Genomic DNA, 18,940 nt, shown 5'->3' on the forward strand with positions numbered 1-18,940 from the left:
GGGGGGTGGAACGCTCAGGCCAATCGTTCGTATGCCGGCAAGGTCAGGAATTCCTCCAGCGCCTGGCCGCGCGTCAGCTCCTCGAGCATCCCGATCGCTTCGGCCACGCGCGCCGCGCCCGGCATCGGCCCCTCGGCGGCCAGCCGCGAAGGCAGGTTCAGCAGGGCCTGTTCGAACAGACAATCGTCGATCACCGTGCCGTCGGCCAGGTGCAGCGGCTCGCCACCGTCGGCCGCATGCAGCCACTGCCACAGCTGCGTGCGCGCGATCTCGGCGGTGGCGGCGTCCTCCATCAGCCAGTGGATCGGCACGCAGCCGTTGCCGTCGAGCCAGGCGGCGAGGTAGCGCACGCAGACTTCGACGTTGCCCTCGAAACCGGCGCGGGTGATGGTTCCCACTGGCGGCGCGATCAGCACATCGCGATCGGCCACGACGTCCTGGCGCGCCACAACGTGCTGATGCGGCCCCGGCATCGCCTCGTCGAAGATCGCCTTGGCGATCGGCACCAGTGCGGGATGCGCCACCCAGGTGCCGTCATGCCCGGCGCCGGCTTCGCGCAACTTGTCGGCGCGCACCCGCGCCAGCGCAGCGTCGTTGGCCTCCGGGTCGCCCGAGATCGGGATCTGTGCCGCCATGCCGCCCATCGCATGCGCACCGCGGCGGTGGCAGGTGCGCACCAGCAGTTCCGAGTACGCCTTGAGGAACGGCTGCGTCATCGTCACCTGGCCGCGCTCGGGCAGCACGCGATCGCGGTGCGCGCGGAAGGTCTTGATGTACGAAAAGATGTAGTCCCAGCGCCCGCAGTTGAGCCCGGCGATGCGGCCGCGCAGCGCGTGCAGGATCTCGTCCATCTCGAACACCGCGGGCAGCGTTTCCACCAGCACGGTGACCTTGATGCAGCCCTCGGGCAGGCGCAACACCTCTTCGATATGGGCCAGCACGTCGTCCCACAGTGCGGCCTCTTCCATCGACTGCAGCTTGGGCAGGTAGAGATAGGGGCCGCGGCCCTTCGCCGCGAGCGCTGTGGCGTTCTCCAGGCAGAACAGGCCGGCGTCGAACAGGCTCGCGGAGATGCGTTCCCCGTCGACCAGCAGGTGTTTTTCGTCCAGGTGCCAGCCGCGCGGGCGCACGATCAGCACCGCGCGCTCGCCTTCCGGCTTCAGGCGGTAGGACTTCCCGCCCGGCGCATCGAAGGCCAGCGTGCCGGCAACCGCTTCGCACAGCGCGCGCTGGCCGGTGAGCAGGGCATCCCAGGTCGGCGCGGTCGAATCCTCGAAGTCGGCCATGTAGCAGCTGGCACCGGAATTGAGCGCGTTGATGACCATCTTCGGGTCGACCGGGCCGGTGATCTCGACGCGGCGGTCGAGGAGTGCCTCGGGCAGCGGCGCCACGCGCCAGTCGCCCTCACGGATGGCGCGGGTGTCGGCGCGGAAGTCCGGCAGGCCGCCGCCATCGAACACCGCCTGGCGCGCGCGACGTGCGGCGAGCAGGTCGCGGCGCGTGGACTCGAAGCGCTGGTGCAGGCCGGCCAGGAACCCCAGGGCGCGGTCGTCCAGCAGGTCGGCCGCAGCGGCAGCGCCCGGAGCGACGCGGGCCTCGGCGACGGTGGCATGGGGGACTGCGGACATGGCGGCTCCGGCACGTGGTTCGGGCCCTCACCATCCCCGGGGCGTAAGTATTTGACAAAACAGATATAACAATGCGATTGATAATTTCTACTTATAAATGAGGCGGAACGCGGCCTTGGACCCTGTCCGGACCCCCAGATTCGCCTACAAGGGCGATCGCCTGAAGCCGCTCCGGGCCTTTTGCCAGGTCGCGCGCCTGGGATCGGTGTCGCGCGCCGCCGAGGCGCTGTACGTCAGCCAGCCCGCTGTCAGCCAGCAGCTGCAGGCGCTGGAGCGCGAAATGGGCGCGAAGCTGTTCGAACGCAGCGGCCGCCGCCTGCTCCCTACGCCAGAGGGCGAAGCGCTGTACGAACTGGCACGCCCGCTGGTCGACGGCATCGACGCCCTGCCGGCGGCCTTCCGCCGCCAGCTGGCCGGCATGGACGCCGGCGAGCTCGAGATCGCCGCGAACAGCTCGACGATCCTCTACCTGCTGCCGCGAATCGTGGAGGCCTACCGCGCCCAGCGCCCGGAGGTCCGGCTGCGCCTGCACAACACCATCAGCGCCGATGGCACCGACCTGCTGCGCGCGGACACCGTGGAGCTGGTGGTCGGCTCGATGCTCGACGTGCCCGCCGACCTCAGCTACGTGCCGGTGTACTCGTTCACCCCGATGCTGATCACGCCGCGCGACCACCCACTGGCGCACACCCCGCGACTGACGCTGGAAGACATTTCGCGCCACGGCCTGATCCTGCCGCCGCAGCGGCAGGTGACCTGGCGCCTGGTCGACCTGGTGTTCCAGCAGGCGCGGGTGCCCTACACCGTGTCGCTGGAAGTCGGCGGCTGGGAGGTGATCAAGCAGTACGTGGCGATGGGCCTGGGGATCTCGATCGTGAGTTCGATCTGCCTGGACGACACCGACAGCGAGCGTCTGGCGATCCGCCCGCTGGATGCCTGGTTCCCGGCGCGCAGCTACGGCGTGGTGGTGCGCAAGGGCAAGGTGCTGTCACCGCAGGCACGGGCCTTCATCGACCTGATCAAGCCGGACCTGTTCGTGCGCCGCGGCCACGAGGACAGCGGACACTCGGAGCGCTAGCGCGCCGAGTGTGCCGCCACGCGGCTGCGGGGATCACGCGGCCTCTTCGACGTCCCGCTTCCTGCGCTTGCCGCCCTGGGCCGCGGCCTCCGGCTGCCGCGCCACCCGGTCGAGTTCGGCGGCGACGTCGCCTTGCTCGGTGCAGCGCGTGTTCGGGCACAGGGTGTGCATGTAGTCGGCGTCGAAGTTCAGGCGTTCGGCCAGGAAGTCGACGAAGGCGCGGACCTTGGGCGAGGTGACGTGCCCCCGCGGGAACACCGCGTTGAAGTCGAGGTTGGGCCCGGTCCACCCGGCCAGCACGTGCTGCACGGCGCCCTGCTCGGCAAAGGATTTGACGGTCACGTCGCTGGCCAGCATCAGGCCCTCGCCGCAGAGCAGCGCACCCGTAAGGGCGGCGGGATCGCTGGCGACCAGGATCGGATCGATGCGGTACTCCGCGCTTTTCTCGCTGTCGCGCAGCGGCCAGTAGTAATTTCCGTTGCGACGCGACTTCTGCATCGCCAGCGTGCGGTGGTGCTGCAGGTCGTCGGGGTGCTGCGGCGCGCCGTGGCGCGCGATGTACGACGGGCTTGCGTAGACCTGCGTGCGGAACACCGCCAGCCGGCGTGCGACCAGGTTGGAATCGGGCAGGGTGCCGATGCGCAGCGCGAGGTCGTTCTCGCCGTCGATCAGGTCGACCTGTTCGTTGCTGAGCGACATCTCCACGCGCACTTCGGGATGCAGGGCATGGAACTGGCCGAGCAGCGGCGCGATCCAGGCGATGCCGACCGAATACGGTGCGCTGAAGCGCAGCCAGCCACGCGGACCGCCCTGCAGCTGGCCGACAGCGCTCTCGGCTTCCTCGAGTCCACGCGCGATGCGCTGGCAGTGTTCGTAGTAGACGCTGCCGGCCTCGGACAGGCCGAGCTTGCGCGTGGTGCGATGGAGCAGCTGCGCGCCCAGGCGCGCCTCGAGTTCCTGCACCTTGCGGCTGACGGTGGTCTTGGGCAGGCGCAAGGCCTTGGCCGCGGCGATGAAGCTGCCGAGCTCGACCACTTTGACGAAGATCAGCGTGTCGTTCAGATCGTGGCTCACGGGGGCACTCCGGGGCAGCGGCGACATTGGACCAGCAGGGGGACAATTATTCCCCGAACTGACGGCTAATCAAGTGCCGTGCATCGGCTTATCGTGGCCGCCATCCCGCCCATGGCCGATCCCGATGACCCGTCCCGCGCGCCGCGCCCTGCTTCGCACCATCTTCTCCACGCTGATCGCGCTGGACGGGATCGGCCTGGCTGCGCTCGTTTTAAATCAATGGCTTGTTGAAGAAACAGGCCGCTCCTGGAGCATCGCCGTCGTGCTCTTCGTGCCGCTGTTCCTACTGGCGCGGCCGCTGTCTGACGCCCTGCTCTCCATGGCCGACCGCTATGCCGGCATCCCGAATGCGGGAGAGCAAATCCCGTTGTCGGGACAATCCCGGAACGTTTGATCGTCCCGGCGCTGCCGGCTCCTGCCTTCCCCTCGCGTCAAAGGACATCCCGCCATGAACATCCGCAACGTCATCGTGCATTCCACCGTCCGCCTGTCCCTGCTGGCGACCGGCCTGGCGGCGGCCATCGTGCTGGCCGGTTCGGGCTGCAGCAGCGACGCGGTGGCCAACCCGGAGGCGCCGCCGGCGCCGGGTGTCGGTGTCGCCACCGTGGTCGCCACGCCGGTGCGGCAGTGGGACGAGTTCAGCGGCCGCGTTGCCGCGGTGGAATCGGTGGAACTGCGGCCGCGCGTCAGCGGCTACGTGCAGCGCGTCGCCTACGACGAGGGCAGCGAAGTCGCCAAGGGCGACCTGCTGTTCGTGATCGACCAGCGCCCGTATCGCGCCGCGCTCGACCAGGCCCAGGCCCAGCTCGAGCGCGCACGCGCCGAAGCAAGGCTGAGCCGCAGCCAGCACGAGCGGGCGCAGTCGATGGTCGAGGCGCGCGCGATCTCGCGCGAGGAATTCGAGACCCGGCGCGCCGCGTCCGCCGAGGGCGCGGCCGGCGTCCGCGCCGCCGAGGCCGCGGTGGCCGCGGCGCGCCTGGACCTGCAGTTCACCGAGGTCCGCGCCCCGGTCGCCGGACGCGCCGGTCGCGCCCTGATCACCGTGGGCAATCTCGCCCAGGCCGATGCCACCCTGCTCACCACGGTGGTGTCGCAGGATCCGGTGCACGTCCATTTCGATGCCGATGAGCGCGCCTTCCTGCGCTACCAGGCGCTGTCGCGCAGCGGCGCGCGCGACGCGACCAGCAACCCGGTGCGCGTGGGCCTGGCCGACGAGCAGGGCCACCCGCACGCCGGCATCGTGGACTTCATCGACAACCAGGTCGACAGCACCACCGGCACCGTGCACGCGCGCGCCGTGCTGCCCAACCCCGACCGCGTGTTCACGCCCGGGCTCTTCGCCCGCGTGCAGCTCGAGGGCAGCGCCGAGTTCGACGCACTGCTGATCGACGACAAGGCGGTGCTCACCGACCAGGACCGCAAGTACGTCTACGTGCTCGGCGAAGACAACACCGCGCAGCGTCGCGACGTGACCCTGGGCCGCGTGGTCGACGGCCTGCGCGTGGTCGAGTCGGGACTCGAATCCGGCGACCAGGTCATCGTCGCCGGTGTGCAGAAGGTGTTCTTCCCCGGGATGCCGGTCGCACCGGAACAGGTGGCGATGGCACCGGCACGCGGATCGGACGCCGGCCCAGTGGCCGCTGCGGGCACGCGATGAGCTGACACCCGACCCTCCGCGCCGCCCGGCGACGCGAACGGTTTTCCTCCGCCGGCGTTCGATCCGTCCACCCTCCCCTCCCCCGGGTCGGGTCGATGCCGGCATCTCTCTCCCCTGTCCCGCCTGCGCGGGGCAGGGTCCACGCGGCCACGCCGCGAAGGGATGCGACATGGACTTCTCCAGGTTCTTCATCGACCGCCCGATCTTCGCCGCGGTGCTCTCGATCGTGATCTTCGCCGCCGGCCTGATCTCGATCCCCCTGCTGCCGATCGGCGAGTACCCCAACGTGGTGCCGCCCTCGGTGGTGGTGCGCACCGTGTACCCCGGCGCCAACCCGAAGGTGATCGCCGAAACCGTGTCCACGCCGCTTGAGGAGGCGATCAACGGCGTCGAGGACATGATGTACCTGAAGTCCGTGGCGGGCTCCGACGGCGTGCTGCAGATGACGGTGACCTTCGAACCCGGCACGGATCCCGACGAGGCCACCGTGCGCGTGCAGAACCGCGTCAGCCAGGCGCTGGCGCGGCTGCCCGAGGACGTGCGGCGGCAGGGCGTGACCACGCAGAAGCAGTCGCCGGTGTTCCTGATGGTGGTGCACCTGACCTCGCCCGACGGCCGCTACGACACCCTGTACCTGCGCAACTACGCGCGCCTGCACGTGAAGGACGCGCTGGCGCGGATCAGCGGCGTGGGCGATGCGCAGGTCTTCGGCGGCGGCGACTATGCGATGCGCGCCTGGCTCGACCCGGAGAAGATCGCGTCACGCGGGCTCACCGCAAGCGACGTACTGCGCGCTATGCGCGAACAGAACGTGCAGGTGTCCGCCGGCCAGCTCGGCGCCGAGCCGATGCCCGACAGCGACTTCCTCACCCTGATCAACGCCCGCGGCCGCCTGGAAACCGAACAGGAATTCGGCGACATCGTGCTCAAGGCCGGCACCAACGGCGAGATCGTGCGCCTGTCCGACGTCGCGCGCATCGAACTGGGTGCCGGCGACTACACCCTGCGCTCGCAGCTCGACGGCAAGGACGCGGTCGGCATCGGCATCTTCCAGGCGCCGGGCGCGAACGCGCTCGAGATCCGTGACGCCGTGATCGCGAGCATGGACGAGGTCTCGCAGCGTTTTCCCGAAGGCGTCGAGTACGAGGCCGTCTACGACACCACCATCTTCGTGCGCGACTCGATCAAGGCCGTGGTCACCACGCTGCTGGAAGCAGTGCTGCTGGTGGTGCTGGTGGTGATCCTGTTCCTGCAGACCTGGCGCGCCTCGATCATCCCGTTGCTGGCGGTACCGGTGTCGATCGTCGGCACCTTCGCGGCACTGTACCTGCTGGGGTTTTCGATCAACACGCTCAGCCTGTTCGGGCTGGTGCTGTCGATCGGCATCGTGGTCGACGACGCGATCGTGGTGGTGGAGAACGTCGAGCGCAACATCGAGCAGGGACTGACGCCGCGCGAAGCAGCGCACCAGGCGATGCGCGAGGTGTCCGGACCGATCATCGCCATCGCGCTGGTGCTGTGCGCGGTGTTCGTGCCGATGGCTTTCCTGTCCGGCGTGACCGGGCAGTTCTACAAGCAGTTCGCGGTCACCATCGCGATCTCGACGGTGATCTCGGCGATCAACTCGCTGACCCTGTCGCCGGCCCTGGCCGCGCGCCTGCTGAAGCCGCACGACGCGCCGAAGGACGCGCCGACGCGCGTGATCGACCGCCTGTTCGGATGGGTGTTCCGTCCGTTCAACCGCTTCTTCGGCGCCAGCTCGGAGCGCTACCAGGGCGCGGTGGCGCGCACGCTCGGCCGCCGCGGCATGGTGTTCCTGGTCTATGCCGTGCTGTTGGCAGGCACCGGCCTGATGTTCAAGGCGGTGCCGCCGGGCTTCATCCCGGTGCAGGACAAGCTGTACCTCGTCGCCGGCGTGAAGCTTCCCGAAGGCGCCTCGATCTCGCGCACCGACGCACTGTTGTCCAAGGTCAGCGAGATCGCGATGGAGACCGATGGCGTCGCGCACTCGATCGCGTTCCCCGGGCTCAACGCGGTGCAGTTCACCAACACGCCCAACACCGGCGTGGTGTTCCTGCCGCTGGAGCCGTTCTCCGAACGCGGGCGCAGCGCGCTGGAGATCAATGCCGAGGTCAACCAGAAGATCGCGGGGCTGCAGGAGGGCTTCACCTTCTCGGTGATGCCGCCGCCGATCCTCGGACTCGGCAACGGCGCCGGCTACCAGCTCTTCATCGAAGACCGCGGCAACCTCGGCTACGGCGCGCTGCAGGACGCCACCAGCGCCATGCAGGGCGCGCTGATGCAGACGCCGGGCATGGGCTTCGCCAACACCACCTACCAGGCCAACGTGCCGCAGCTCGACGCCGAGGTCGACCGGGTCAAGGCCAAGTCGCAGGGCGTGCCGCTGACCGAACTGTTCGACACCCTGCAGACCTACCTCGGCTCGGCCTACGTCAACGACTTCAACCGCTTCGGCCGCACCTGGCAGGTGATCGCGCAGGCGGATGCGCCCTTCCGCGACAGCGTCGAGGACATCGCCAACCTGCGCACGCGCAACGACCGCGGCGAGATGGTGCCGATCGGTTCGATGGTGGAGATCCGCCAGACCTACGGCCCGGATCCCGTGCTGCGCTACAACGGCTATCCGGCCGCGGACCTCGCCGGCGACGTCGACCCGCGGGTGATGTCGTCCACCGAGGGCATGGCCAAGGTCACGGAGCTGGCCGCGGGCATCCTGCCCAACGGCATGGCGATCGAGTGGACCGACCTCAGCTGGCAGCAGGCCACCCAGGGCAATGCGGCGCTGGTGGTGTTCCCGCTGGCGATCCTGCTCGCCTTCCTGGTGCTGGCTGCGCTGTACGAAAGCTGGACCCTGCCGCTGGCAGTGATCCTGATCGTGCCGATGTGCATGCTCTCGGCGCTGCTGGGCGTGTGGCTGACCGGCGGTGACAACAACGTCTTCGTGCAGGTCGGCCTGGTGGTGCTGATGGGCCTGGCGTGCAAGAACGCGATCCTGATCGTGGAGTTCGCGCGCGAGCTCGAACTGCAGGGCTTGGGCATCGTGGAGGCGGCGCTCGAAGCCTGCCGCCTGCGCCTGCGCCCGATCGTCATGACCTCGATCGCCTTCATCGCCGGCACCGTGCCGCTGGTACTGTCGTCGGGTGCGGGCGCCGAAGTGCGCTCGGCCACCGGCATCACGGTGTTCGCGGGCATGGTTGGCGTGACCCTGTTCGGCCTGTTCCTGACGCCGGTGTTCTACGTCGCGCTGCGCAAGCTGGTGACGCGGCCGGTGGCGGCATCCGGGCCTGCGCAACCCGACGCGTCGACGGAGGTGGTCCGTGCCTGAGCGCCTGCTCGAAATCCCATCGCTCGACGAGATCCGCCGCATCTTCGGCCACGACGACGACGCCCGTGCAGCGACCAACGCGCCGGACGCACGGCCCGACGACACCTTGGAGAACGACGATGACTGACATCCAACGCGCCGCGACGCCGGTGCTTACCGCCACGGTGCTGGCACTCGCCCTGGCCGCCTGCAGCGTCGGACCCGACTACGTGCGGCCGGAGCTGCCCGCGCTGGCCGTGTTCCAAGGCGCGCCAGCAGCGACCGCGCCGGGACCCGCTGAAGCCGCCGTCGGGACCGCCGCCGCTGCGGAAGCCGGCACACCCACCCCTGCCACGGCGGACGACCGCTTCTGGCGCGGCTTTGGCGATCCCCTGCTGGTGGATCTGGTCGAAGACGCGCTGGCCGCCAACCACGACCTGCGCATCGCGCTCGCCCGCTACGACCGCGCCAACGCACTGCTGCGCGGTGCGAAGTTCGATCGCTTCCCCACGCTCACCGCCGGTGCCGAAGCCGCCACGTCACGCACCAGCGCCGACCAGGCGCCGGGCGTCGCGCGGGCGGACCGCGACGGCGACAGCTACAGCGCCGGCATCGCCGCGGCCTGGGAACTCGACCTGTTCGGACGCATCCGCCGCGGCATCGAGGCGGGCCGCGCCGAGGCGCTCGCCGGCTACGCCGACCTGCAGGCCGCCCAGGTGGCCATCGCCGGCGAGGTCGCACACGCTTATCTCGAACTGCGCGGCGCCCAGGAGCGCCTGCGCGTGGCCCGCGGCAACGCCGACAACCAGCGCGAGACCGTCGAACTGGTTCAGGCGCGTTTCGATGCCGGCCGCGACAGCGAGTTCGACACCGCGCGCGCCGGCGCCCAACTGGAGGCGACGCTGAGCCGCATCCCCGCGCTCGAGGCCCAGGTCGCCTTCGCCATCCATCGCCTGGGCGTGCTGACCGGGCGCACGCCCGACGCGCTGGCCACGGTGCTTGGCACTGCCTCGCCGCTGCCCGAGCTGCCGGGCGCGATCGATCCCGGCACGCCGGGCGAGCTGCTGCGCAGACGTCCGGACATCGCCGCGGCCGAAGCGCGGCTGCACGCGGCAACCGCACGCATCGGCGTCGCCACGGCCGACCTCTTCCCACGCTTCACGCTGGGCGGCCTGATCGGAAGCCAGGCCATCGATGCCGGCGCGCTGTTCGAACGCGGCAGCGAAACGCGGCTGGTCGCGCTCGGGATCGACTGGTCCTTCCTCGACGTCGGCCGCGTGCGCGCGCGCATCGCCGCCGCCGATGCCGATGCCGCCGGCGAACTCGCGCGCTACCAGCAGTCCGTGCTGCTGGCCCTGGAAGACACCGAGAACGCGCTGGTGCGCCTGGACCGCGCGCGCGCCGAAGATGTCCATCTCGAACGCGCCGCCCGCGACAGCGCACGCGCCGCCGAGCTCGCCCGCATCCGCTTCGACGCCGGCGCCATCGGCCTGCTGGAAGTGCTCGACGCCGAGCGCACCCGCCTGCAGGCCGAAGACGCGTTTGCCGCCGGCCGCACCCGCAGCGCGACCGGCGCGGTGGCGCTGTACCGCGCGCTGGCGGGCGGCTGGCCGCATGCGCTGGCGCTGCAGGAGGGCGTCAGCCGGCGCTGACGTCCGTCGCCGTCATTCCGCGGGCAGCGGCAGCACCTCGTCCGCGAACACCGCCACGTGCGGCACCCCGTCGGCTCCGATCCAGCCGCGGTACATGCCTTCGGTGTTGAAGGGGAAGGCGATATTGCCGGCGGCGTCCAGCGCGATCGCACCGCCGTCGCCGCCCGCGCGCACGACCTCGCCGTTGATCACGGCCTCGGCGGCGGTCGCGATGCCGTCGCCGCGATGGTGCACGCGTGCGCAGATCTCATGCGCCGCGGCCGTGCGGATGTAGAACTCGCCCCAGCCGGTGCCCGACACCGCGCAGCGGGCGTCGGCCCAGGTGCCGGCGCCGATGATCGGCGCGTCGCCGACCCGCCCCCAGCGCTTGTTGGTCATGCCGCCGGTCGATGTGCCTGCTGCAAGGTGGCCCTCGACATCCAGCGCTACTGCGCCGACGGTGCCGAAGTACTTCAGGCCGCCGCGTCCCGCGTCCTCCCCGGCACCGGCTTCGGCACCCTCTGCGGCTTCTGCACGCAGCGCACGCTGCAGCTGCTCCCAGCGCCGTTCGGTGCGGAAGTAGGACGGGTCGACCAGCTCGATGCCCTGTCCCTGGGCGAACGCTTCCGCGCCGCTGCCGCTCAGCATCACGTGCGGGGAATGCTCCATCACCGCGCGCGCCAGCAGGATCGGGTTGCGCACCCGCTGCACCCCGGCCACCGCGCCCGCACGACGGTCGCGGCCATCCATGAGCGATGCATCGAGTTCGTTGCGGCCTTCATGCGTGAACACCGCGCCGCGCGCAGCGTTGAAGGCGGGATCGTCCTCGAGCACGGTGATCGCGGCGGTCACGGCATCGAGCGCCGATGCGCCGGCCCGCAGCCTGGCGTGGCCCGCCAGCAGCGCGCGCTCGAGCCCCGCGCGTGCAGCCACCTCATCCTCGGGCGAGAGGCCCGCGCGCACCACGCCGGCACCGCCGTGGATCGCGAGCACGGGCTTCGTGGGCGCCACCTGGCGCGAGGCCCCGGGCGCCTCGCCCGCCTCGCTCCGGGTTTCCTGGGCAGCCGCGGCCACGGACAGCAATGCCGCCAGCATCCCGCACGCAAGCGCCGCCCCGATGGCATCCATTCGACGATGTGGCTTCATGTACTTTTCCTCGGAATCTCCGCCTGCCGACAGCGCATTACACCGTACCGCGATTGCGCCCCTGCCACGGCCGGTACCACTCGCGGATGCGGCGCATGTCCTCGTCCGCGTCTTCGCCGGCGTGAAACAGCGGGCCGACGCCGATCACCTTGTCCGGGTAATGGAAATACACCCGCAGCACCGGCACGTCGGCGGCGCGGGCGATCTTCAGGAAGCCGCTCTTCCAGTGCTCGACCGGCTTGCGCGTACCCTCGGGCGCCAGCCCGAACCAGAGGCGGTCGGCGCCGCGGATCCTCTCCGCCACCTGCTCCACCACTCCCGCCGAGCGGCCGCGATCGACCGCGATCACGCCCAGCGCGTGCAGCAGCCGCGACAGCGGCCACCAGAACAGTTCGCGCTTGCCCAGGATCTTGATGTCCAGGCCCAGGCCGAGCTTCACGGCAAAGCCCCAGACCCCATCCCAGTTGGACGAGTGCGGCGCGGCGATCAGCACCAGGCGCGGCACGTCCGGGAATTCACCGACCACGCGCCAGCCGCCCAGCCGCAGGATGCTGCGGCCGAACCAGCGCGCGAACCGGTTCGGCCGCAGGCGCGGTACGTTGGGCGGCAGCGCCGGAAGGATGTCCTCGCGTGGTCCCCTCATGTCCCCTGCCGGTCAGTCCCAATCGCGCACGGTGCGCCCGCGCTTGATCGTACTGCGCTCGCGCTTGGCATCAAGGCGCCGGGCCTTGGCGGCGCGGCTGGGCTTGGTTGCCACGCGCTTCTTCGGCGCCTGGCGGCCGGACTCGATGAACGCCGCCAGCCGCTCGCGCGCGTCCTGGCGGTTGCGGTCCTGGGTGCGGAAGCGCTGTGCGTTGAGCACCAGCACGCCGTCGTCGGTAAGGCGGCGATCGCGCTTGGCGAGCAGCCGCTCGCGCACGGCATCAGGGAGCGAGGGCGAGTTGGCGATGTCGAAGCGCAGCTCCACCGCGGTCGCGACCTTGTTGACGTTCTGTCCGCCCGGCCCCGACGCGCGCACGAAGCGCTCGATGAGTTCGTCCTCGGGAATCGCGATGGGCGGGAGGCTGGTCATGGCGGTCCGATCATCGCGCGCATCCGGCGTGCCGTCACTGCTGGAAGAATGCCAGCGCGCGCGCGAACTCCGCGTCGGGCGGCACGGTGACCTGCACGCGCGTCGCCGGATCATGCGGATGCGGAAACGAAAGTTGCTCCGCGTGCAACAGCATGCGGTGGATGCCCATCATCCGGAAGCTCCGGTTGTGGCGGCCGTCGCCGTGGCTGGTGTCGCCGATGAGGTGATGCGACAGGTGCTTGAGGTGGCGGCGGATCTGGCGGAAGCGGCCGGTCACCGGCCAGGCACGCAGCAGCGCGTAGCGCGAGGTCTCGAAGCCGCTGGACGGCACCGGCAGTTCCGCCATCGCCAGGCATTCGAAACGCGTCACGGCAGGCTTCTTCTGTGGCTTGCCGGGACCGCCATCCAGTGGATGGTCGACCACGAATTCCGCCTCCGCCGGCCACCCGCGGCAGACCGCAAGATAGGCCTTGTCGACGTCGCCGGCCATCAGCGACTTGCCCAGCGCGGATGCGGTCTCACGGTCGAAGGCCAGCAGCAGGCAGCCGCTGGTGGCGCGGTCGAGGCGATGCACCAGGAAGATCGGCTTGCCGAACTGCGCGCGCAGGCGGTCGGCAGCGAAGTCGCTCTCGCCGCGCGCAAGCTTGCTGTCGTGGACCATCAGCCCCGCGGGCTTGTCGACCACCGCGAAGGTGTCTTCCAGATGCAGGACCGGCAGGGCTGAGGGGGGAGATGCCGTGGTGCGTTCTGCGGCTGTGGAAGAAGCTGCAGTTGAGGGGAGACTTCCAGCTGTGGGGGGACCTTCAGCTGTGGGGGGCCTTTCAGCTGTGGAAGCACCTGCAGTTGTGGGAGCGGCTATAGCCGCGATTGCTCTCCCATCGCGGCTATAGCCGCTCCCACAAGAACTGTTGCTCCCGCTGGAGGGGGTGCTGCCGCTGGGGTACATCACCGCGGGCGGGCGGCAGTGATGGCCCAGAGGCCGCCGATGCCCGCGACCCAGGCGGCGACCGGCACCGACCACAGCCGCGGTCCGCCGGCGTCGAGGCCATGCAGCACCGCCGCCGCCACCAGCAGGCCGACGCCGAGGATCGCCGCCACCGTGCGGCGCTGCATCGCGCGCATCACCTGCACCAGTTCGGCCATCTCCGTGGACTGCATCTCCAGCCGATGCCGCCCCTCCACCTGCTGCGTCAGCCAGGCATGCAGCAGGCCCGGCATTTCCGGCGCGCGCGTGGCGAGCTCCGGCAGGCGGCGGCGGAACTCGGCGCCCAGGCGCTGCGGGCTGTAGCGCTCGGCGAGGATGCGTTCCAGCACCGGCCGCGCGACCGCCCAGATGTCGATGGTCGGGTCCAGGTGGCGGCTCACGCCCTCGACATTGAGCAGCGTCTTCTGCAGCAGGATCAGCTGCGGCTGCAAAGTGAGCTGGAAGCGCTGCGCCGTTCGGAACAGCTTCAGCAGCACCTCGCCCAGCGAGAACTCCGACAGCGGCCGCGTGAAGTAGGGCTCGCAAACGCCGCGCACCGCGGCCTCGAGTTCGTCCAGGCGCAGCGTCGACGGCATCCAGCCCGCCTGCACGTGCAGCTCGGCGATGCGCCGGTAGTCCTTGTTGAAGATCGCCATGAAGTTCTCGGCGAGGTAGTACTGGTCGTCGCCCGAGAGCTGGCCGACGATGCCGAAGTCCAGCGCAATGAAGCGCGGGTTCACGCGCCGCGACGGATCGTCGTCCACCCAGATGTTGCCGGCGTGGGCATCGGCGTGAAAGAAGTTGTCGCGGAACACCTGGGTGTAGAACACACGCACGGCCTTGGCGGCGAGCAGCTTGCGGTCCATGCCGGCGGCTTCGATCGCGGCGATGTCGTCGCTGGGGATGCCGCTCACGCGCTCCAGCGTCAGGATGTGCTCGGTGCTGTGCGACCACACCGGCGCCGGCACGTAGAGGTCGGTCGAGTTCTCCCAGTTGCGGCGCAGCACCGACGCATTCGCGCCTTCGCGCTGCAGGTCGAGCTCGGCGGCCAGCGTGCTGGCGACTTCGTCCACCACTTCACGCGGGCGGATCTTGCCGGCATTGGGATGGGTGCGCTCGACGAAAGCGGCGATGCGTTCAAGCAGCCGGATGTCGGCGGCGATGCGCGCGGCGATCCCCGGGCGCAGCACCTTCACCACCACCTCGCGCGGCGGCTGGCCGTCGACGCCCGGCAGCCGCGCCGCGTGCACCTGCGCGACGGACGCGGACGCCAACGGCACGGTGTCGAAGGCGACGAAGGCGTCGGTCACGGGACGCTCAAGCTCGCGCTCGACGATGGCGCGCGCGACCTCGCCGTCGAACGGCGCCACCTGGTCCTGCAGCAGCACCAGCTCGTCGGCGACGTCGGCCGGCACCAGGTCGCGACGGGTCGACAGCACCTGGCCGAACTTGACGAAGATCGGACCCAGCTCCTGCAGCGCCAGGCGCACGCGCGCGCCGCGCGGCAGGTCGGTGATCTCGCGCGAGGCGCGCGGCACGAAGGGCCGCAGCAGCCACAGCCAGCGCCCGGCCGGCGTGCCCTCGAACAGGGTGTGCAGGCGATAGCGGAGCAGGACGCGCCCGATCTTCAGGGCGTGCAGGGCGGACCTCACCGGACGCCCCCGACGGCCGAGGCCAGGCGCGAAACGCGCGCGGCGATGCGCTCGACGTCATCGCGCAGGGTGTCCACGTCGTCATGGAAGGCATCGAGCTCGTGGCGGCCAACGACGTCGCGTGACTCCTCGACCACGTACTCGGCCGCGGTCGCGGCGAAGCCCTCGCCCGCGCGGCGCGCGCCCTTCAGCGCGGACGCCGCGGCGTTCGCGACCTGCACGCCAACGACGTCCCCGAACGCAGCCACGAACGGTCGCTGCCAGTCCGGATCGAAGCGCTGCGCCAACCGCTGCAGCGCGCGGGCCAGCTCGGCATCGCCTTCGATCCGAAGCCGGCCGCTGGGCGTGGCGTGTTCGTCGGTGGCGCCCAGCATCCCCTGCAGCTGGCCCAGCAGGCCGCCGAGCGTGGTGCGCACCGAGAGGTCGGGCGCGGCATCGGCATCCACCGGTCCAACCCGCAGCGCTTCACCGTCCACGCGGATCGACATCGCCAGCGGCGGCGACGCGAGATGCAAGGCCACATGGCGGCCATCCAGCCTGGACAGGGCCTGGCGGGTGTCGTCGTCAAGGGCGAGCGCACGGTTGAGCGCTGACTCCAGCGCGCGACCGGCCAACGGCTTCAAGCCGGACAGCGGGGATGGGGAACGGGCCATGGCGCGCATTGTAGCGGCCAGCCCAGGGCCGCCGGCGCGCTGCGTGAGCGGCGGCCGGCGGCGTGGATCAGACCTTTCGACCGCGGAAGAACGAGATCGCGGCCAGCACCAGGAACACGATGAAGAGGATCCAGGCGATGTTGCTGGCGGCACCCGCGATGCCGCTGAAACCCAGCACGGCGGCGATCAGGGCGATGACGAGGAAGATGACGGCGTAGCTCAGCATGGCGGTTCTCCAGTCCGTCACGACGCGGACGGCATGGAGCCATGTTCAGGTGGCCGGGGTCGTCAGGAAGTGATGGCGCCCCGGCGTGCCACGGCCATCCGCTCGAGGCCTTCGGCGATCGACACCCGGGGCACGTAGCCGAAGTCGCGGGTGGCCGGCGCCATGTCGTACCAGTGGGTGGTGCTGAGCTGCTCGGCCAGGAAGCGGGTCATCGGCGGTTCCGAGCGCAGGCGCAGCAGTGGCCAAAGGGTTTCGCAGGCCGCGCCGATTGCATAGGCGACGCCGAACGGAATCGAACCCTCGACCTCGGGCGCGCCAGAAGCTCGCAGCAGCGCGTTGACGATCTCGCGCACCGCCATCGGCTCGCCGTTGCTGATGAAGTAGGCGCGGCCGGCGCAGGCGGCACCGATGTCCAGGTGCTCGAGCGCATCGAAATGCGCCTGGGCGGCGTTGTCGATGAAGGTGGTGTCGATCCGGTTCATGCCGCCGCCGACGAAGCGCAGGCGCCCCGCACGGGCGCGCTCAGCCAGGCGCGGCACCAGCTGGTTGTCGCCCGGGCCCCAGATCAGCCGCGGGCGCAGCGCGACCGTGGCCAGGGTCTCGTCATTCGCGGCGAGCACGCACTTCTCGGCGATCAGCTTGGTGGCCGGGTACGGCGCCTTCAGGTCCCCGCCATAGGGCACGGTGTCGGCGGTGCCGCCTTCCACCGGATGCGTCGCACGGTGGGTCACGCTGGGCGAGGAGGTGTAAACCAGGCGCGTGATGCCGTGTTCGCGGCAGCCGGCCAGCACGTTGCCGGTGCCCATGACGTTGGCGCGGTGGTAGCTGTCGTAGCTGCCCCAGGCGCCGGCCTTGGCGGCGTTGTGCAACACCGCGTCCATGCCGGCGCAGGCGTCGATGACGGCGTGGCGGTCGGCGAGGTCGCCGCGCAGCTGGCGCACGCCGAGCACGTCGAGTTCGGGGTAATGCCCGCGGTTGAAGCTGGTGACATCGTGTCCCCGTTCAACCAGGCCACGGCAGAGCGCCTGGCCGAGGAATCCGCCACCGCCGGTCACCAGTACCCGCACTTCAATCCTCCATCACGTCAATCAGGGCTGGCCGCCGGTTCGAACGCCCTGCCGGCGCGGAGTTCGCGCGTGGCCCAGGCAGCCAGTTTCTCGCGGCCGATTTTCGCATTGTGGCGGATGTCGACCGGAAATGCGGGGTGGAAGGCGAAGGTGTCGACGTGCGCGGTGTGCACGAAGCCCTCGCCGAGGTGGCGCAGTTCGTCGGCGATGCGGGCGTGTTCCGCTTTCGCGATCCCGGGCCGCACTTCCACGCAGAGCAGCGGGCGCTGCGCGCCACGTTCCCCGATGCCGACCAGGGCGGTGCGGCGGACGTCTGGATGCGTGTCGAAGACGGGTTCGACCTGGTCCGTGCACAGGCTGCGGTCCCGGGTGACCACGCGGTGGGACTTGCGGCCGCAGAACCAGAGCCTGCCTTCAGCGTCGAAATAGCCGAGGTCGCCCATGCGGTGGACGATGCGGGACTCTCCCGCGGGCAAGCCTGCGGAAGAGCGGCCTGCCTCACGGATCTTCGCCAGCCGCGTCTGCGCCTCCCGATTGAAGTACGTATCAGTGGTGCTGGGGCCAGCGACGGTGATTTCACCGACCTGGCCTGGCTTCACCACGAGATCGTCGGACCACTCCGGAATGGACTCGTCGGTGACGCGGATGATGCGGACCTCGTTCGGCGACACCGGGCGACCGACGCAGGTGCCGGCGCCCGTTTCGGTGCGCTCGCGCAGCGTCATCAGCTCGCGGCCCTCGATCACCGCCACCGGCAGGCATTCGGTGGCGCCGTAGGGCGTCCAGAACTGCGCATCGGCGGGCAGCAGTTCGCGCATCTTCGCCACCACATCCGCGGGCACCGGCGCGCCGGCGGAAGTCACGCGCGTCACGGTGGGCAACGGCTCACCATGGTCTGCAAGCACGCGCATGAGCGCCGGTGAGCCGAACAGCTGGGTCACGCCGAAGCGCTTGATCGCGGCGTGCAGCTTGCGCGGGTCCGCGCTGCCGGGGCGCGTGGGGTCCATGTCCGGGATGATCGAGGTCAGGCCAAGCGCGGGATCGAACAGCGCGAACGGCGGAAAGGTCGGCAGGTCGACGCCACCGGGCGCAATGCCGAAGGCGTCGCGCAGCATGTCGACCTGGGCCACGAAATGGCGGTGCCGGTACACCACGCCCTTGGGCACGCCGGTCGAGCCGCTGGTGAACAGGATGCCCGCCACGTCGTCAGGCTGCGTGGCGGTCAGCTGCGGCCCGGCGCCGGCGCCCTCGCGTTCGACCTGGGCCAGCGTCGCGTCGGCCAGCAGCGGGCGGGCGCCGGTGGTGATGCGCACGCGCGTCGACTTCGCCCAGCCCAGCAGCATGCGCGCGAACATCGCCAGCGGAACGCCGATGAACGCATCGGCCCGGGCTTCGTCCAGGCACTGTTTCAGCGCACGCTTGTCGATGCCCGGGTCCACCAGCACCGGCACCGCGCCGGCCTTGAACAGCGCAAACATCAGCAGGAAGAACTCCGGGGTGGGCCGCACCATCACCACCGTGCGACTGCCGCGCGCGATGCCGCGCCCGGCGAGGCCCGCGGCGATGGCGTCGCTGCGCCGGTCCAGCTCGCCGTAGCCGAGGGCGATGTCGTAGCGGCCGCCGCGGCCGGCGCAGCGCATGGCGATGCGGTCCGGCGCTTCGGCGGCAAGCCGCGGGAGCGCCGCGGCGATGTTGCAAGTGGCGGTCATCGGGTGATTATCGCCCGCCGGTGGGCGGCGTCCACGGCGTCGAATGGACCCCGCCGAG

At 70.4% G+C, this 18,940-nt stretch carries 17 protein-coding genes; 6 read left to right on the forward strand and 11 right to left on the reverse strand.

From position 1 onward, the window contains the following. Nucleotides 1-14 precede the first annotated feature (14 nt). Nucleotides 15-1,628 (reverse strand): malate synthase A, encoded by a 1,614-nt coding sequence (gene aceB / locus ACW5F0_RS12190; RefSeq protein WP_456966128.1) that lies wholly within the window; start codon nucleotides 1,626-1,628, stop codon nucleotides 15-17. Between the two features lie 97 nt (nucleotides 1,629-1,725). On the opposite strand from aceB, the gene ACW5F0_RS12195 reads away from it, so the two are divergent. Further along, nucleotides 1,726-2,706, forward strand: a complete 981-nt coding sequence (locus tag ACW5F0_RS12195; protein ID WP_456966127.1) for a LysR family transcriptional regulator — start codon at nucleotides 1,726-1,728, stop codon at nucleotides 2,704-2,706. A gap of 33 nt (nucleotides 2,707-2,739) precedes the next feature. Here ACW5F0_RS12195 and ACW5F0_RS12200 read toward each other — a convergent pair whose 3' ends face one another. Beyond that, nucleotides 2,740-3,780: a LysR substrate-binding domain-containing protein gene (locus ACW5F0_RS12200; protein ID WP_456966126.1), complete on the reverse strand. Its 1,041-nt coding sequence runs from the start codon at nucleotides 3,778-3,780 to the stop codon at nucleotides 2,740-2,742. A 124-nt stretch (nucleotides 3,781-3,904) separates the two neighbouring features. Between ACW5F0_RS12200 and ACW5F0_RS12205 the strand changes: the two genes are divergently transcribed. The 5 genes from ACW5F0_RS12205 to ACW5F0_RS12225 all read left to right on the forward strand — a co-directional run bounded on the left by ACW5F0_RS12205 (nucleotide 3,905) and on the right by ACW5F0_RS12225 (nucleotide 10,414). After that, on the forward strand, nucleotides 3,905-4,174 hold the full coding sequence (locus ACW5F0_RS12205; RefSeq protein ID WP_456999820.1) for a hypothetical protein: 270 nt from the start codon (nucleotides 3,905-3,907) through the stop codon (nucleotides 4,172-4,174). 54 nt (nucleotides 4,175-4,228) lie between these two features. After that, nucleotides 4,229-5,437 carry an efflux RND transporter periplasmic adaptor subunit gene (locus ACW5F0_RS12210; RefSeq protein WP_456999821.1) on the forward strand — a complete coding sequence of 403 codons (1,209 nt, stop codon included), beginning with the start codon at nucleotides 4,229-4,231 and terminating at the stop codon, nucleotides 5,435-5,437. A gap of 169 nt (nucleotides 5,438-5,606) precedes the next feature. Further along, nucleotides 5,607-8,783: an efflux RND transporter permease subunit gene (locus tag ACW5F0_RS12215; RefSeq protein WP_456999822.1), complete on the forward strand. Its 3,177-nt coding sequence runs from the start codon at nucleotides 5,607-5,609 to the stop codon at nucleotides 8,781-8,783. Continuing rightward, nucleotides 8,776-8,910 carry a hypothetical protein gene (locus tag ACW5F0_RS12220; protein WP_456966122.1) on the forward strand — a complete coding sequence of 45 codons (135 nt, stop codon included), beginning with the start codon at nucleotides 8,776-8,778 and terminating at the stop codon, nucleotides 8,908-8,910. The genes ACW5F0_RS12215 and ACW5F0_RS12220 overlap by 8 nt, the downstream gene beginning before the upstream one ends. Beyond that, on the forward strand, nucleotides 8,903-10,414 hold the full coding sequence (locus ACW5F0_RS12225) for an efflux transporter outer membrane subunit (protein WP_456999823.1): 1,512 nt from the start codon (nucleotides 8,903-8,905) through the stop codon (nucleotides 10,412-10,414). The genes ACW5F0_RS12220 and ACW5F0_RS12225 overlap by 8 nt, the downstream gene beginning before the upstream one ends. A 12-nt stretch (nucleotides 10,415-10,426) precedes the next feature. Here ACW5F0_RS12225 and ACW5F0_RS12230 read toward each other — a convergent pair whose 3' ends face one another. The 9 genes from ACW5F0_RS12230 to oleC form a co-directional block, all read right to left on the reverse strand. After that, a complete protein-coding gene (locus tag ACW5F0_RS12230; RefSeq protein ID WP_456966120.1) occupies nucleotides 10,427-11,539 on the reverse strand; it encodes an isoaspartyl peptidase/L-asparaginase family protein in 1,113 nt (370 codons plus the stop codon). A 37-nt stretch (nucleotides 11,540-11,576) separates the two neighbouring features. Next, a complete protein-coding gene (locus ACW5F0_RS12235) occupies nucleotides 11,577-12,182 on the reverse strand; it encodes a lysophospholipid acyltransferase family protein (protein WP_456966119.1) in 606 nt (201 codons plus the stop codon). 12 nt (nucleotides 12,183-12,194) lie between these two features. Continuing rightward, nucleotides 12,195-12,611: an alternative ribosome rescue aminoacyl-tRNA hydrolase ArfB gene (gene arfB / locus ACW5F0_RS12240; protein WP_456999824.1), complete on the reverse strand. Its 417-nt coding sequence runs from the start codon at nucleotides 12,609-12,611 to the stop codon at nucleotides 12,195-12,197. A 34-nt stretch (nucleotides 12,612-12,645) separates the two neighbouring features. After that, nucleotides 12,646-13,329, reverse strand: coding sequence for a pseudouridine synthase (locus ACW5F0_RS12245; protein ID WP_456999872.1), 684 nt, complete (start codon nucleotides 13,327-13,329; stop codon nucleotides 12,646-12,648). 227 nt (nucleotides 13,330-13,556) lie between these two features. Continuing rightward, nucleotides 13,557-15,227: a ubiquinone biosynthesis regulatory protein kinase UbiB gene (gene ubiB, locus ACW5F0_RS12250; protein ID WP_456966117.1), complete on the reverse strand. Its 1,671-nt coding sequence runs from the start codon at nucleotides 15,225-15,227 to the stop codon at nucleotides 13,557-13,559. Then, nucleotides 15,224-15,880 carry a ubiquinone biosynthesis accessory factor UbiJ gene (locus ACW5F0_RS12255; protein ID WP_456999825.1) on the reverse strand — a complete coding sequence of 219 codons (657 nt, stop codon included), beginning with the start codon at nucleotides 15,878-15,880 and terminating at the stop codon, nucleotides 15,224-15,226. Before ACW5F0_RS12255 ends, ubiB begins: the two co-directional genes overlap by 4 nt. A gap of 67 nt (nucleotides 15,881-15,947) precedes the next feature. Then, nucleotides 15,948-16,106: a DUF1328 domain-containing protein gene (locus ACW5F0_RS12260; protein ID WP_456966115.1), complete on the reverse strand. Its 159-nt coding sequence runs from the start codon at nucleotides 16,104-16,106 to the stop codon at nucleotides 15,948-15,950. Nucleotides 16,107-16,168: 62 nt separating this feature from the next. After that, the gene (gene oleD, locus ACW5F0_RS12265; RefSeq protein ID WP_456966114.1) at nucleotides 16,169-17,173 is read right to left on the reverse strand and encodes a 2-alkyl-3-oxoalkanoate reductase; all 1,005 of its coding nucleotides are present in this window, start codon (nucleotides 17,171-17,173) and stop codon (nucleotides 16,169-16,171) included. A gap of 17 nt (nucleotides 17,174-17,190) precedes the next feature. After that, nucleotides 17,191-18,882 (reverse strand): olefin beta-lactone synthetase, encoded by a 1,692-nt coding sequence (oleC, locus tag ACW5F0_RS12270; RefSeq protein WP_456999826.1) that lies wholly within the window; start codon nucleotides 18,880-18,882, stop codon nucleotides 17,191-17,193. Nucleotides 18,883-18,940 lie beyond the last annotated feature (58 nt).

Source organism: Luteimonas sp. A534 (genome assembly GCF_054072805.1).

Excerpts from the sequence above, each read along its gene's own strand:
- ACW5F0_RS12215 (WP_456999822.1), top strand. The coding sequence starts at position 5,607 with ATGGACTTCTCCAGGTTCTTCATCGACCGCCCGATCTTCGCCGCGGTG.
- ACW5F0_RS12260 (WP_456966115.1), bottom strand. The coding sequence starts at position 16,106 with ATGCTGAGCTACGCCGTCATCTTCCTCGTCATCGCCCTGATCGCCGCC.
- ACW5F0_RS12255 (WP_456999825.1), bottom strand. The coding sequence starts at position 15,880 with ATGGCCCGTTCCCCATCCCCGCTGTCCGGCTTGAAGCCGTTGGCCGGT.
- ACW5F0_RS12195 (WP_456966127.1), top strand. The coding sequence starts at position 1,726 with ATGAGGCGGAACGCGGCCTTGGACCCTGTCCGGACCCCCAGATTCGCC.
- ACW5F0_RS12210 (WP_456999821.1), top strand. The coding sequence starts at position 4,229 with ATGAACATCCGCAACGTCATCGTGCATTCCACCGTCCGCCTGTCCCTG.
- ACW5F0_RS12230 (WP_456966120.1), bottom strand. The coding sequence starts at position 11,539 with ATGAAGCCACATCGTCGAATGGATGCCATCGGGGCGGCGCTTGCGTGC.
- ACW5F0_RS12225 (WP_456999823.1), top strand. The coding sequence starts at position 8,903 with ATGACTGACATCCAACGCGCCGCGACGCCGGTGCTTACCGCCACGGTG.
- oleC (WP_456999826.1), bottom strand. The coding sequence starts at position 18,882 with ATGACCGCCACTTGCAACATCGCCGCGGCGCTCCCGCGGCTTGCCGCC.
- ACW5F0_RS12205 (WP_456999820.1), top strand. The coding sequence starts at position 3,905 with ATGACCCGTCCCGCGCGCCGCGCCCTGCTTCGCACCATCTTCTCCACG.
- arfB (WP_456999824.1), bottom strand. The coding sequence starts at position 12,611 with ATGACCAGCCTCCCGCCCATCGCGATTCCCGAGGACGAACTCATCGAG.
- ACW5F0_RS12235 (WP_456966119.1), bottom strand. The coding sequence starts at position 12,182 with ATGAGGGGACCACGCGAGGACATCCTTCCGGCGCTGCCGCCCAACGTA.
- aceB (WP_456966128.1), bottom strand. The coding sequence starts at position 1,628 with ATGTCCGCAGTCCCCCATGCCACCGTCGCCGAGGCCCGCGTCGCTCCG.